Annotated in this window: 14 protein-coding genes and 1 tRNA gene; 7 read left to right on the top strand and 8 right to left on the bottom strand. The window is 58.2% G+C overall.

Features of this window, described 5'->3' with window-relative positions; translation table 11 throughout:
- Positions 1-38: 38 nt before the first annotated feature.
- The 3 genes from HRR99_RS08915 (at position 39) to HRR99_RS08925 (ending at position 2,047) form a co-directional block, all read left to right on the top strand.
- A complete protein-coding gene (locus HRR99_RS08915; protein WP_233121228.1) occupies positions 39-497 on the top strand; it encodes an RDD family protein in 459 nt (152 codons plus the stop codon).
- 137 nt (positions 498-634) lie between these two features.
- Positions 635-1,393, top strand: coding sequence for an arginyltransferase (locus tag HRR99_RS08920; protein WP_233123464.1), 759 nt, complete (start codon positions 635-637; stop codon positions 1,391-1,393).
- 87 nt (positions 1,394-1,480) lie between these two features.
- Positions 1,481-2,047, top strand: coding sequence for a DUF922 domain-containing Zn-dependent protease (locus HRR99_RS08925; RefSeq protein ID WP_233123465.1), 567 nt, complete (start codon positions 1,481-1,483; stop codon positions 2,045-2,047).
- Between the two features lie 13 nt (positions 2,048-2,060).
- Here HRR99_RS08925 and HRR99_RS08930 read toward each other — a convergent pair whose 3' ends face one another.
- The gene (locus HRR99_RS08930) at positions 2,061-2,663 is read right to left on the bottom strand and encodes a J domain-containing protein (RefSeq protein ID WP_233121229.1); all 603 of its coding nucleotides are present in this window, start codon (positions 2,661-2,663) and stop codon (positions 2,061-2,063) included.
- 302 nt (positions 2,664-2,965) lie between these two features.
- On the opposite strand from HRR99_RS08930, the gene HRR99_RS08935 reads away from it, so the two are divergent.
- Both HRR99_RS08935 and HRR99_RS08940 read left to right on the top strand, forming a co-directional pair.
- On the top strand, positions 2,966-3,319 hold the full coding sequence (locus HRR99_RS08935) for a nuclear transport factor 2 family protein (protein WP_233121231.1): 354 nt from the start codon (positions 2,966-2,968) through the stop codon (positions 3,317-3,319).
- Positions 3,320-3,411: 92 nt separating this feature from the next.
- Positions 3,412-3,487: transfer RNA gene (locus HRR99_RS08940), tRNA-Thr, on the top strand.
- 124 nt (positions 3,488-3,611) lie between these two features.
- Here HRR99_RS08940 and HRR99_RS08945 read toward each other — a convergent pair.
- From HRR99_RS08945 to HRR99_RS08970, 6 genes are all read right to left on the bottom strand, one after another.
- Positions 3,612-3,956, bottom strand: coding sequence for a hypothetical protein (locus tag HRR99_RS08945; RefSeq protein ID WP_233121233.1), 345 nt, complete (start codon positions 3,954-3,956; stop codon positions 3,612-3,614).
- 39 nt (positions 3,957-3,995) lie between these two features.
- Positions 3,996-5,105, bottom strand: coding sequence for an endonuclease/exonuclease/phosphatase family protein (locus HRR99_RS08950; RefSeq protein ID WP_233121235.1), 1,110 nt, complete (start codon positions 5,103-5,105; stop codon positions 3,996-3,998).
- 57 nt (positions 5,106-5,162) lie between these two features.
- Positions 5,163-6,191: an ABC transporter ATP-binding protein gene (locus tag HRR99_RS08955; RefSeq protein ID WP_233121237.1), complete on the bottom strand. Its 1,029-nt coding sequence runs from the start codon at positions 6,189-6,191 to the stop codon at positions 5,163-5,165.
- Entirely contained in the window at positions 6,179-7,873 is a 1,695-nt protein-coding gene (locus HRR99_RS08960; RefSeq protein ID WP_233121238.1) for an ABC transporter permease, read from the bottom strand. Before HRR99_RS08960 ends, HRR99_RS08955 begins: the two co-directional genes overlap by 13 nt.
- A 9-nt stretch (positions 7,874-7,882) precedes the next feature.
- Positions 7,883-8,866 carry an ABC transporter substrate-binding protein gene (locus HRR99_RS08965; RefSeq protein WP_233121240.1) on the bottom strand — a complete coding sequence of 328 codons (984 nt, stop codon included), beginning with the start codon at positions 8,864-8,866 and terminating at the stop codon, positions 7,883-7,885.
- 81 nt (positions 8,867-8,947) lie between these two features.
- Positions 8,948-9,781: a PhzF family phenazine biosynthesis protein gene (locus HRR99_RS08970; protein ID WP_233121241.1), complete on the bottom strand. Its 834-nt coding sequence runs from the start codon at positions 9,779-9,781 to the stop codon at positions 8,948-8,950.
- Positions 9,782-9,943: 162 nt separating this feature from the next.
- On the opposite strand from HRR99_RS08970, the gene HRR99_RS08975 reads away from it, so the two are divergent.
- The gene (locus tag HRR99_RS08975; RefSeq protein ID WP_233121243.1) at positions 9,944-11,110 is read left to right on the top strand and encodes an IS4 family transposase; all 1,167 of its coding nucleotides are present in this window, start codon (positions 9,944-9,946) and stop codon (positions 11,108-11,110) included.
- A gap of 106 nt (positions 11,111-11,216) precedes the next feature.
- Here HRR99_RS08975 and HRR99_RS08980 read toward each other — a convergent pair whose 3' ends face one another.
- Entirely contained in the window at positions 11,217-12,461 is a 1,245-nt protein-coding gene (locus HRR99_RS08980; RefSeq protein ID WP_233121244.1) for an aminotransferase-like domain-containing protein, read from the bottom strand.
- A gap of 240 nt (positions 12,462-12,701) precedes the next feature.
- On the opposite strand from HRR99_RS08980, the gene HRR99_RS08985 reads away from it, so the two are divergent.
- Positions 12,702-13,154, top strand: coding sequence for an RbsD/FucU family protein (locus HRR99_RS08985; RefSeq protein WP_233121246.1), 453 nt, complete (start codon positions 12,702-12,704; stop codon positions 13,152-13,154).
- Positions 13,155-13,246 lie beyond the last annotated feature (92 nt).

Below are 13,246 nucleotides of genomic sequence, written 5' to 3' on the forward strand. Positions count from 1 at the left end.
TCCACACCATATAATTTTGCGAACAGGAGAACCCGTCGATGACACTCGACCCGAATACGACATATGTACCCACCGAAGACTGGCGCGCCTATAGCGGCGTGCTGAGCCGCCGCGTGTTCGCCTTCATCATCGATTACATCATCGTGGCTCTGCTGTGCATTCCGGCCGCCGTTATCGTCTTCTTCCTTGGTGTCATCACGCTCGGTCTCGGCTTCGCGCTCTATCCGATCCTCATCTTCGTCGTTGCCGTGCTGTATTTCGGCCTGACGCTGGGCAGCTCCGCCCAGGCAACACCCGGCATGCGCGCCATGGGCATTGCAATGGCGCGAACGAACGGTCGGCGAATCGACTTCCTTCTATCTACGATGCACATCGCGCTTTTCTGGATCCTGAACTCGGTGCTGACACCATTGATCCTGCTGGCAGGCCTGTTTACGGAACGTTCGCGTCTGCTACACGACTTCCTGATGGGCACCGTTATGGTCCGAACGACTTGATTGACACGCTCATATAAGGAAAGTCACATGGGCTGCCTCAAATTGATGTGCAGCCCCCATCTGCCAGTTGACGTTTCAGGGCTTTTTGCCATTCTGGTACCAAGGTCTTGACGGGCGAAGGGAGCGATCAGGGTTCGATGAACACGCAGGCGACGCCTTCTCCGCAATTTTATCTGACAGCTCCGGCCACCTGCCCCTATCTGCCCGGCCAGCTGGAGCGGAAGGTCTTCACGCATCTTGTCGGTCCACGCGCGACCGATATGAACGACCTGCTGACCCAGGGCGGCTTCCGTCGCTCCCAGAACATCGCCTATCGCCCGGCCTGCGAAACCTGTCGCGCCTGTGTTTCCGTACGCATTCTGGTGGACCGTTTCGTGCCCACCAAGTCCATGCGCCGCGTTCTCAGCCATAACAATGACCTCGTGGCCACCGTTCACCAATCTGAACCCTCCACTGAGCAGTTTTCCCTCTTCCGCCGCTATCTCGACCACCGCCATCAATCCGGTGGCATGTCGGATATGTCGGCGCTGGACTACGCCGTCATGGTGGAAGACACGCACGTCAACACCCGCATCATCGAGTATCGCAAGCGCGAGCCGGGTGCTGGCATCGATGACAGCAAGCGCGGCGAGCTGATCGCCGTCGCGCTGACGGACACCATGAGCGACGGCCTGTCCATGGTCTATTCCTTCTTCAACCCCGACTATGAGAAACGCTCGCTCGGCACCTTCCTCATTCTCGATCACATCGCCCGTACTCGCACGCTTGGCCTGCCGCATGTCTATCTGGGTTACTGGGTCAACGGCTCGGAGAAAATGGGCTACAAGGTGCGCTACCACCCGCAGGAACACCTGACACCGCGCGGCTGGGAACTCTACGAGCCCGAGCAGGTCTGAACAGACCGCCTTCCCGATACAATGCCAAAACAGCAGGACGCTTCAGTGCCGAAATCCTTTAAGACAGCTCTGCTCACCGCCGCGCTGATGACGATAGCCACGCCTTTCGCCCATGCGCAAACGGGCAGATGGAAACCTTCCGAGCAGATCAAAACTTACGCCATCACAGGCAGTTCCGGCATCGATCTCTACCGTTCCATCGGCGAACGTGGGCCGCAGGCCGGTGTTCAGGCCGTGGCACACACCACTTTCAAGCTGACATGGCGGCGCGATTACCGCCCCCAGCCAGACGGTGCCTGCGTGCTGGCAACCGCCCGCCCCAATCTCACTATTATCTACACTTGGCCGAAAGCACCGGCAAAACTGCCACCAGATGTCGCCGCAAGCTGGCAACGCTTCATCGCAGGCGTCGAAAAACACGAGCGCGTTCACGGCCAGCACATTCTCGAAATGGTCAAAAAGATCGAAGCCTTCAGCGTTGGCCTTCGGGCCGAGGACGATCCGAAATGCCAGAAGGTGCGCGTCGTTCTCCAGCAGCGGCTGGGAGAACTCTCAAACGAACAGCGCCAGCGCGGCCGTGATTTCGACAAGGATGAGCTATCAAACGGCGGTGCGGTGCATCAGTTGATCCTGACGCTGGTCAACGGCCCCTGAGCCAAAAGGCCCGCTACTCCGCCGCCTCGCCTTTCAAAACCGGCTCTGCCAGAATGGCGATCTCCAGTTCATAGGAATAGCCTTCCAGCATCGTATAGGCCTGCTCGATAACCTCGATCTGCGTTTCGGCGTTGCGAATGGCATCGGCAATGGACTGGCTGCGTGCCCGCAGCATCGAGCCCAGCACATCCGTTTCCGGCTTGCGGCCCAGACGGTCCATATGCTTGCGCACGCGGGCACGGTGACGCTCCAGCTCCAGAATATGAAAACGGCTCTTCAAAATATCGTCCGTCAGCTTGCGCCGCATGGCGGCAACGGGATCGAAGCTGCCGGGTTCGCGCTCGTCTAGAATGAACTCGTTGACCAGAGTTTCCAGCATCAGCAAACCCTTGAGGTCCTTGGCATCGGCCAGTTGCGGATCATAGCCCGTGTCATCAAACACCCGGCGGCGCACAGGGTCCTTCAGCAACTCATAGGCCAGTTGCAGCTTCGCGAACTGATCGGCATCGCCACCACTGTCGGGGTGCGCGCTTTTAGCCACCTTGCGATAGGCAGACTTGATCGCCGCCTCATCGGCATCGCGCTCAACACCCAGCAAAACATAAGGATCGATCACCGAAACACCTGCACTCGCATTCTCGAAAACAGCCCTCACCCACACCAAGCGGCCAGCACCATTACGGGATCATACGCAATTTTAGCCGTCCAAGGCACCCCTTGCATGAGGTTTTGAACGTAAAACAACATCACCCGCCAGCATTCACCAGCCGCGCTACGCCATTGCCCGCAAATTTGTCCAGCGCATGGCAGAACCAAAAAACCGCTCGCCATACACCATCCAGGCAGGCCTTTCGGATTATAGCGCAGCCCATAAAACCGGTGTAGATTAGCGTAAACTTCTGGAGGGAGGATCACGCCATGGCAGAAACCATTACCCAAACGGTAACCGACTACGTGCAGGCCATGAGCTACGGCGATGCCAGCCTGCTGCGCGAAGTCTTCGACCCGCGCGCCAGCATCGTCGGCAATTACGAAGGCGCCACCGAGTGGCTATCGCTGGAAGACTTCATCCACCAGATCCGCTCCGCAGGCAGCGGTTTGCAGGAACACCAGCCGGACCACGAAATCCACGGAATAGACCGCACCGGCGACACCGCCTCCGTCAAACTCACCAACCGCTTCGCAGGCATGCATTTTTCCGAATACCTCTGCCTGCTGGAACGCGACAAAAACTGGACCATCATCCACAAACTCTACGCCCTCCTGGAATAACCCAACCACCCCACCCCCAACTTTTTTCACGCGGAGACAAAATTTCTGCTTTACACCACCAGAGAATCTGATAATTCCACCCGCACTGGAATGCCCTTGTAGCTCAGTTGGTAGAGCACCTGATTTGTAATCAGGGGGTCACGAGTTCGAACCTTGTCGGGGGCACCAGTTTCTTTCCCAAAGAAATAAATCGGCGTTCTGGTGCGTAGTTGCGCACCACTTTCTAATAAGCTGTCCATCCAATGATGGTCGAAAACACGCCTTGCTTTTGGTAAGACTAATTTTTCCTGATCTAAACGGACCAGACGGAAAAGATTCCGTAGGCCGCGCCTACCGGAAATCCTATGTAAAAACTATAGCGACGCCACCAAGGATATTCTTTAGGCAGCGGCTCAGGCTCATCCTCTGGTATTTTCTTAAAAAAACTCATTATGAACAATGACATACGAGACAGGCCCGCTTCAAACAGAAATTGAATCAAAAGAAACGGCAGCATCAGGAGCAGAACTATCCAAAAGCCGCGAACGACCACGACTCCCAGCGTGGCCACCATCAACCCGACGATTGCTCCGAAAGCCAGCGTCGCAGCTGCCCACGCTAAATCGGATGGTCTGATTTTCTTTCCGCCCATTTCCAAGAAATGCTCCGATGCTATCGAAAATAAATCGAGTCCATATCACCCCAAATCCAGCGTCATCACCACCGGGCAATGATCCGAAGCCTTGGGCCGGTCCCAACCCGTCCGTGGATAGCGCTCAACCTCCTGCCCCGGCGGAAAGATGGTGCGATAAGGCTGACCACCGCGGATGATTTCAGGCGCGCTTTTGGCGCTGATCTCCGCCAGATGCGGAGAGAGCCAGATGTAGTCGAGTTGGCAGAGATGCTGTTCCTGCGGGCCACGGGAGTGGTAGAGGGTCCAGCGGTCCATCTCGTCGCGGCGTTGCATGGGGTTTATCGCAAAGCCGTCCTTGCTGAGAATATCGAGCGCGCTGCGCTCCTCTTTCACCGGCGTGAAGCTGTAGCCGGTACGGCGGTTGCCGGAAATGATGACGCGCTCCTGATAGTCGTTCATGTCGCCGCAGATGGCGAAATTCATGGAGCGGGACTTGTCTGCTCCGAAACGGTTTTCGATGATGCGGCGGATGGCCCGTACCTCCGCTTCGCGCACCGGCATGGTGGAAAGCCGGGCATCACCCGCTTCCCTCGCATTGGTCATAGACTTCAGATGCGTCACATACAGCGTGAACGGTTTGCCGCCGATGCGCAGATTGAGTTCGAGGCAATCGCGTTTGAAAATCTTGTCGTCTATGCGGTTGGTGAGTGCCAGTTCAGGCGTGAAGAGTTCAAGCTCGCGATAGGTCAGCGTCGCATGACTTTTGATCTCGACAAGCTCGATCTTTTCGCCATCCAGCGTTTCGTCGCGCATGATGACGGCGACATCGATGCCGCGGCTGTCATTGCCTTCCACCAGATATTTCTGGCGATAGCCATTGCCCACCATGCGGTAGAGATAGCCGTATTCGAAGGCCTGCAAGGCGGCCATGTTATCGACTTCCTGAAGGCAGAGAATGTCGGCATCCGCATCGGCAATGGCCAGAGCCGAAAGCTGGCGGGTATCATCGGTCGATGCCAGCATGCGCGCGCTTTCAAGCGCCTGGTAGGTCGCCTCGTCGCGCACATCGAAAAGCTGCATGGCCCGGTCGCGCCGCGTCTGGTTGCGAAAGCCGGTATAATCGAAACGCGTCATCAGGTTTTCGATGTTGAACGTGGCAAGCCGCAGCGACATGAATCATTCCCGGTTGGTCTCAGGTCAGACTAGCCGTTAATCCTGTCACGGCAAGCATTACAGCCGCCATGCAGACCTGATGATAATGGGAAGGAGCGAGCCGATGGCAGCAGGTTCGCGAGAATAGGCGCGCAACGCCTGCCCGTCCGGTAGCGTCAACCGCAGGGAATAGCGCTCGCCCTCGTAGAGAATGTTGGCAACCCGGCACGGTATGCCATTGCCATCCTGTATCACATCCTGCGGGCGGACTAGAATATCACCGTGCGGTGATAACGAGCGTTCCGTCATCATCAGCGGCTTCAACAGGCTCCAGTCCAGAGACCGTGGCGCGCTTTCAGGCAGGACCAAGGACAGGATAGCACCCTGCCCCACCAGCCCACCGACGAGCCTGCCTTCCGGCCTTGCATAAAGTTCCGCCGGTGCTGCCATCTGCAATAATTTGCCTTCGGACATCACGGCGACATCCGTGGCCAGCGCCATGGCTTCGGCCTGATCGTGGGTGACGTAGATCATCGTTGCGCCTGAGGTGGCATGGAATTCGCGGAAGGTTTCTTCCATTTCCTGGCGCAGATGCCGGTCGAGATTGGCGAGCGGTTCGTCCAGCAGAACGACGTCCGGCTCCGTCACGAGGCAACGGGCCAGCGCCACGCGCTGCCGCTGGCCGCCCGATAATTCGGATGGGCGGCGGTTGGCATAGGCCTCCAGCCGCACGGTGGCGAGCGCGTGTGCCACCTTGCGCTTGTAGGTCTCCCCGGAAATGCCGCGCACTTTCAGCGGATATCCTGCATTGTCGGCCACCGTCATATGCGGCCACAGCGCGTAGGACTGGAAGACCATCGCCATGTTGCGGCGTTCCGGTGGCACCATGCTGCCGGCATCGGCCAGCACGCGTTCGCCCAGCAGAATGGAGCCATCGGTCGGTTGCTCGAAACCGGCAATCATGCGCAGCACCGTCGTCTTGCCGCAGCCGGATGGGCCCAGCAGCGCCAGAAATCCCCCATCCCGAATGGTGATGGAGACATCATCCACCGCTGGTTTTCCGGTGCCAAAACGCTTGGACAGGCGGTTGAGGATCAGTTTCGCCACGGCACAACTCCCTTCGGCAGCCTGGCGCCGAGAAGTTCGAGAAGCAGCATCAGCACCACCACCATGATCACTACCAGCACGGACAGTGCGGAGGCCAGATTGAAGCTGCCGCTATCATCGAGATTATAGATCACTACGCCCAGCGTCTGCGTGCCCGCCGACCAGAGCAGCGCCGAAACGGTCAGTTCGTTGCAGGCGATGAGAAAGACCAGAATGACCGATGCACCCGCAGCAGGCCCGACCAGCGGCAAGATGATATCGAACATCCGCCGCCAGAAGCCAGCCCCGGCCAGCCGTGCAGCCTCCTCCAGCGCCGGGTCGAACTGCGTGAAGGCACTGACCATGGGCTTCAGGCTGACGGCGAAGAAGGAGGAGAAATAGGCCAGCAGAATGATCCAAAGCGTGCCGTAAAGCGTCACGCCCAGCAGCGGAATAGGTGCCGCAAACAGTAGCACGTAGGATACGGAAATGACGACGCCCGGCAGCGCATAGGGAATGTCCACCAGCGCCGACAGCAGGAACATGAAACGGCTTTTGCCGCGCACGAGGAAATAGGCCGTCAATACTGTCACCACAAGGAGACAAAGCGATGTCGCTGTGGCCAGAAACAACGAGTTGGCGAAGGCCGTTCGCGTCACCGCCTGCCGAAACAGAATCTCCTCATAGGCATGCAAGCTCGCGGTTTTGAGACTGAGTGGGACGCCATAGGCGGGTGCCAGCGAACTCGAGACCAGCGCCATCAGCGGCGCGACCAGCATGAAGAATATGCCGAGCCAGAGTGCTGTTTCCACCAGCCCCCGCCATGGCCCCAGCGTGAAGGTCGCCGCCTTGCCGGATAGGCCGATGATGCGATAATCGCGCCCCTTCATTGCCCGTTCCTGAATGGCAAGGCCCAGCACCGAGATGATGGCGATCATGCCGGAGAGCATGGCTATATCGCCAAAGGTGCTGCTGCCAAAGCTTGAAAAACGACTGTAGATCAGCGTCGGCAAGGTGAAGATGGAGGCGGGAATACCGAGTATGGCCGGAATGCCGAAATTGCCAACACCTGAGACGAAGGAGATGGCAGCACCCGCAATCAGCCCCGGCACGGCCAGCGGCAGGATAATGTGTTTCAGCACCTGCCAGGAAGATGCGCCGGAGAGCTTGGCCGCCTCGATGCCATCCTGCGGCAAGGCCAGAAGCCCCGCACGAAGCGAGAGATAGACCAGCGGCGCATGCTGCACGCCCAGCAGCAAGGCAATGCCAGCAATGGAATACAGCGGCTGCGGCGAGCCCAGAGGCGGCGCAAGGCCGATGGCTTTCAGCAGCGTGCTGGATGGCCCCGTCATGCCGATCCACGACAAGGCAGTCACCTGCGGCGGGATCATCATCGGCAGCATAAACAGAAAGCTTAAGATCGATTTCCCGCGGATATTGCACAGCGTCAGCGCTAGCGCGAAACCGGCGCCAATGGCAAGCGAGATCACCATGCCGAAGAAGGATGTGGACAGCGTGTTCAGCACGGCGTCCCACAGCGCCGGATCGCTCAGCAGCGGCCACATGTCACCTTTGAGTGACGAGATGACACCGGTATAGGCCAGCCGCCCGAGCGGCAGCGCGCTCAGCATGAAAACGACTGAAACCACAAAGGGAAACAGCCAGCGCGGCTGGCTGTTTCCACTGTTCGAACGTGCGGGCATGAAGGTGGATCAGCCCTTGGAGTCGAAGATATCGGAGAAGGTTTTCAGGTCCTTCTCGGAATTCTTCAACGCTTCGGACGCGTTGATCGGCAGCACCTTGATCTTGTCGCGCGCAGGAAAACCTTCCGGCAGGGCAACGTCGTTGCGGGCCGGGATATAACCGAGCTTGACGAAGCCTTCCTGTCCCTTCGCGGACAGGACATAATCCACGAACTTCTTGGCGGCATCGGCATGTTTGGTGTTGGCCAGAATGCCGACTGGCTCGGTCACGGCAGAAACGCCCTCTTCCGGAAACACGAACTCAACCGGGGCGCCCTTGGCCTTTTCGCGGATCGGCATGTAATCCACCACAACGCCATAGGCCTTTTCGCCAGATGCAACAGACTTCAACACCGCGCCATTGCCGCCAGCAGCAATCGCGCCGTTGGTTTTCAGGGCTTTGTAGTAATCCCAACTCAGGCTATCGACACCAACCAGCGTCTGCGCGTGAATGAGGGCCGCACCAGAGGTCAGTGGGCTTGGCATGGCAACCAGCCCCTTGGCGTCCGGCTTTGCCAGATCCGCCCAGCTCGTAGGCTTCATCGCGGCCTGCGTGTTGTACATGATGCCGGTCGTGATGAGCTTGGTGGAGTAGTAATAGCCATCAGCATCATAAAGCGTCGCATCGTAATGGGCTGCTTCCGGCGACTTGTAGGCCAGCAATTGCTTGGCCTGCTTCATGCGCTCCAGCGTCACGGTATCGGCAATCAGCAGAACGTCGGCAACCGGGTTGCCCGCTTCGATCTCGGCCATCAGCTTGGCCATGATCTTCGGCGTTCCATCCCGCACCCACTGAATGTCGATGTCGGGATTGGCCGCCTTGAAGCCATCGACGGTCGCCTGCGCATCCTCGTTCGGCTGGCTGGTGTAGAGCACCAGATCAGCCGCCTGGGCGCTGCCCATGAGAATGCCGAGCGATACGATGGCCGTGAAGGCGGAAAGAAGCGTTTTCATGAATGCGGTTCCAGTTGCGATCTGGCACCGCTAAAACACACATCCATAACATGTGTGTGACAGGCAGGTTTTAAGCGCCCATCACAACGTAACAGTACCCTCTATCAACACCGTCACCGCACCACCGATCCAGATATCGTCGCCGATCTTGTCGACACTCACGCGCCCGGCCCGGCCCAGAACCGTACCCTGACTTGCCACATAATGTTGTGGCGCAATGCCCTGCCCGATCAGCCATTGCGCGATGCCCGCATTCAGGCTGCCTGTGACTGGGTCTTCGTAACCATCCGCAAAGGCTCTCAGCTCGAAATCCGCCTCGATAGCATCATCCGTACCGCAAGGCGCCGCCACGCCAACCTTCAGCCCGCCGAGAACGGGATAATTCGGCTTGATGTTCAACACATCTTGGCGAGTGCGCAGCAGCAGCGAAATCCAGCCGGGACCGTTATCCGTCCAATTCGCATCGACAACGGTGTCCTTGGCAAGACCAAGACCCGCGATGACCGCCTCAAACGTATCGGCCTCCACCGGACCGGATTTGCGTAAAGGCGGTGCCGCAAAGGCAAGCTTGCCATCCGAAACTTTGACCCTGACGAGACCCGCCTCACACTCCTGCACGACCTCGCTCTTATCTGTTTTACCCTGACGCGAAAGCCAGACGTGGCATGTGCCAAGCGTCGGATGACCGGCGAAGGGCAGCTCACCATGCGGCGTAAATATCCGCACTCGGTAATCGGCATCCGGCGATGTGGGTTTTAGAATGAATGTCGTTTCGCTGAGGTTCGTCCAGTTGGCAAAAGCCGCCATCTGCGCGTCGGAAAGGCCGTCCGCATCGAAGACAACGGCGAGAGGATTGCCCTTGAGTGGCTGCGACGAGAAGACATCCACTTGCTGGAAAGCGTGCTGGCTGGTCATGGGCAAATCCTTTTGTTGGGATGGCACAAAGCAAGATTATTCGTCACCCTCGGGCTTGTCCCACTGCTGTCCGGTTTAAATTTGTAGACACGGCGCACGGTGTTGATTCTATTCGTATTCAAGCGTTTGGCGACGATTTGGACACGAAAGAGAGGCAACACCGTGCGGCATCACAATAGCGTTTTTCGTGATCTTTTGAAGCGCATTTCCTGGTCGACCTTCGAGCGGCTTGTGGATGAGCATGGCACCGATAAGCATATCCGGCGATTGTCCACCAAGAGCCAGTTGATCGCCCTGCTGTATGGGCAACTGGCCGGTGCTGTCAGCTTGCACGAGATCGAAGGCGGTCTGGAAAGCCATTCGACACGCCTTTATCATCTCGGCGCACGCCCGGCCTCACGTTCGACGCTGGCTGATGCCAATGCCAAACGCTCAAGTGCGGTCTTTACCGGTCTGTTTGCCGAGCTGGTCACACGAGCTGGGCGCGGGTTGCGACGGGCCGTCGGCGAGGCGACCTATCTGATCGATGCCACGAGCCTTCGCCTTTCCGGTGCAGGATCGCAATGGGCGCGGTTCTCCCATAAGGCGTGCGGAGCCAAGGTCCACATCGTCTATGATGCGGGCGCAGAGCGACCGATCTATGCCGCCGTTACACCCGCCAATGTCAATGACATCACCGCGGCCAAGGCCATGCCGATCGAACCGGGCGCGACCTACGTCTTTGATCTGGGCTATTATGATTTCTCATGGTGGGCCAGAATGGATCAGGCCGGATGCCGCATCGTCACCCGCTTCAAGTCCCATACACCCCTGACGGTGTTGCATGAGCAGCCGCTGGGGGACGCGGATGCAAACGGTGGTCGCATCCTGTCGGATCGCATTGGTCTGCTGCCTGCCCGTCAGGCCGGCAACCGCAAGAACCCGTTCAGCGACCCGGTTCGCGAGATCACGGTGCAAAGCGATACCGGCAAGGTCCTGCGGATCCTGTCGAACGATCTCGATGCCACTGCGCAAGAGATCGCCGATCTCTACAAGCGTCGCTGGGCTATCGAGCTGTTCTTCAAATGGGTCAAGCAGACCTTGAAGATCAAGCACTTCCTGGGCGTCTCAGAAAACGCCGTGCGCATTCAGATCACCGTGGCCCTCATCGCTTTCCTGCTTCTGCGCATGGCGCAGGCAGACCAGAAGACCATCAAAAGCCCCTGGATCTTCGCCCGCCTCGTGCGGGCCAACCTCATGCATCGAAAAAGAACAGACAGTCTTCTCAAACCACCCAACAGCAGCAGATGCCACAATGACCAGCTGATGCTCCAATGGACGGAGGATTAATAAACCGGACAGCAGTGGGCTTGTCCCGAGGGTCTAATCACGTTCGATGTTGGGGTGCGTCAGTCCCTCGGACGAGCCCGAGGAACTGACGCAAAAAGACGACCGCTTAGACCAGCGGCATCGTCGCAGTCGATTTCGTTTCCGCACCGGCAATCAAACGGCCAAGGCGCTTGATGCCTTCCTCGATCATCTGCTCGTTGGCACAGGAAAAGCTGATGCGCAGCGTGTTGGCGCCGGAGCCATCCGCAAAGAAGGCCTTGCCGGGAACAAAGGCCACGCGTTCGGTGGAAAGCGATTGCGCCAGCAGTTCCGCGCCATCGAGGCCTTCCGGCAGCGTGACCCAGACGAACATGCCGCCTTCCGGCTTCGTCCAGCGGGCAGATTTCGGCATGTACTTGTCCAACGCAGCCAGCATCGCATCGCGGCGAGCACTGTAGGCTGCCTTGATCTTGGCGACCTGTTTGTCGAAACCGCGCGACGCAACATGCTCGACGGCCATCTGGTTGATGGTCGAGGAATGCAGGTCCGCAGCCTGCTTCATCAGCACCAGCTTGCGGATGACCGGCATGGACGCAACCACGAAGCCGACCCGAAGACCCGGCGCCAGCGTCTTGGAGAAGCTGCCGGAATAGATCGTGCGGGTCTTTTCGATGCCACCGCTGCGGGCGATATCCAGCGCCATGATCGGCGTGACCGGCTCGCCATCAAAACGCAGGTTCTGATAGGCACCGTCTTCGATAACGGCGATATCCAGCTCATCCGCCAGTTCCAGCAGCTTGTGGCGACCGGCCAGATCGACGGTTTCGCCCGTCGGGTTTGAGAAATCCGCCGAAAGATAGGCAAACTTCACCGCACCGCCAGTCTTCGCCGCCGTGTCACGGTAAGCCTGCGGCGTGCGGTTACCGTTCGGGTTCAGCTGATCGTAGGTCGGCTCATAGGCGTTGAACGCCGAGAGAGCGCCGAGATAGGTCGGCCATGTCACCAGCGCGGTGTCGTTGGGTGAAATGAACAGCTTGCCGAGATAATCCAGCGCCTGCTGCGAACCCGAGGTGATGAAAACGTTATCGACGGCGCAGTCGATGCCGATCTTCGCCATGTCCTTGACGATCCATTCGCGCAGCGGCTTGTAGCCTTCGCTGACGGAATATTGCAGAGCCGAATTCACCTGCGGACCAGAGAAAATATCCGCGTAAGCCTGCTTGAATTCCTCATCGGGAAACAGCGCCGGGTCAGGAATACCGCCCGCAAAGGAAATGATGTCAGGCTGGTCCAGAAGCTTCAGAAGCTCGCGGATTTCAGAGGCTTTCATCCGCGATGAGCGCGTGGCGAAAATTTGTTCCCAATCAAGCATAGGGTGGTTTCCTCATATTTCGTTTTCTTGCGCAAATATGTACAGAAATCACGATAGGTCAGCAATGCTGACTTATCGGTTTTCGGTACGGTTTTTCAGATTTTTTGCGCCTGCTCCCAAATTGCCGATACCAAATACAATCTCTCCGCAGACTTCACAATCTGCTTCACGATGGATTGACGACAGGGCATTTTCCGGCTCGATTGCGGGCCGATTGATTTGATCGCAGGAGGAGACGACATGCTCAAGAATATCGACCCGGCGCTGAATGCCGATGTGCTGCACGCGCTGCGCGCCATGGGCCATGGCGACACGCTCGTCGTCACCGACACCAACTTCCCCTCCGACAGCGTCGCCCAGTCGACCAATGTCGGGCAGGTGCTGCGCATGGAAAACATTTCCGCTGCCCGCGCCATGAAGGCCATCCTCTCCGTCTTCCCTCTCGACACCCCCCTCCAGCCCTCCGTCGGCCGCATGGAAGTCATGGGCGCGCCTGACCAGATCGAACCGGTGCAGGCCGAGGTGCAAGCGGAAATTGACGCCGCCGAAGGCAAGCCCGCGCCGATGTACGGCATCGAGCGTTTTGCATTCTACGAACAGGCGAAAGATGCATACTGCGTAATTACGACGGGCGAGACGCGGTTTTACGGGTGTTTTATTCTGACGAAGGGTGTGATTGCGCCGGGAAATTGAGTTCGCCTCTCAACATGTTGTTATGTGAGCGAGGAATTTAATACACCTTCATTCCTGTGCTTGTGACAGGAATGAAGGAAGGCACATCCAGC

Source organism: Agrobacterium vaccinii (assembly GCF_021310995.1).
Classification (GTDB): domain Bacteria; phylum Pseudomonadota; class Alphaproteobacteria; order Rhizobiales; family Rhizobiaceae; genus Agrobacterium; species Agrobacterium vaccinii.

Excerpts from the sequence above, each read along its gene's own strand:
- HRR99_RS08965 (WP_233121240.1), bottom strand. The coding sequence starts at position 8,866 with ATGAAAACGCTTCTTTCCGCCTTCACGGCCATCGTATCGCTCGGCATT.
- HRR99_RS08950 (WP_233121235.1), bottom strand. The coding sequence starts at position 5,105 with ATGTCGCTGCGGCTTGCCACGTTCAACATCGAAAACCTGATGACGCGT.
- HRR99_RS08925 (WP_233123465.1), top strand. The coding sequence starts at position 1,481 with ATGACGATAGCCACGCCTTTCGCCCATGCGCAAACGGGCAGATGGAAA.
- HRR99_RS08915 (WP_233121228.1), top strand. The coding sequence starts at position 39 with ATGACACTCGACCCGAATACGACATATGTACCCACCGAAGACTGGCGC.
- HRR99_RS08935 (WP_233121231.1), top strand. The coding sequence starts at position 2,966 with ATGGCAGAAACCATTACCCAAACGGTAACCGACTACGTGCAGGCCATG.
- HRR99_RS08920 (WP_233123464.1), top strand. The coding sequence starts at position 635 with ATGAACACGCAGGCGACGCCTTCTCCGCAATTTTATCTGACAGCTCCG.
- HRR99_RS08980 (WP_233121244.1), bottom strand. The coding sequence starts at position 12,461 with ATGCTTGATTGGGAACAAATTTTCGCCACGCGCTCATCGCGGATGAAA.
- HRR99_RS08970 (WP_233121241.1), bottom strand. The coding sequence starts at position 9,781 with ATGACCAGCCAGCACGCTTTCCAGCAAGTGGATGTCTTCTCGTCGCAG.
- HRR99_RS08985 (WP_233121246.1), top strand. The coding sequence starts at position 12,702 with ATGCTCAAGAATATCGACCCGGCGCTGAATGCCGATGTGCTGCACGCG.
- HRR99_RS08960 (WP_233121238.1), bottom strand. The coding sequence starts at position 7,873 with ATGCCCGCACGTTCGAACAGTGGAAACAGCCAGCCGCGCTGGCTGTTT.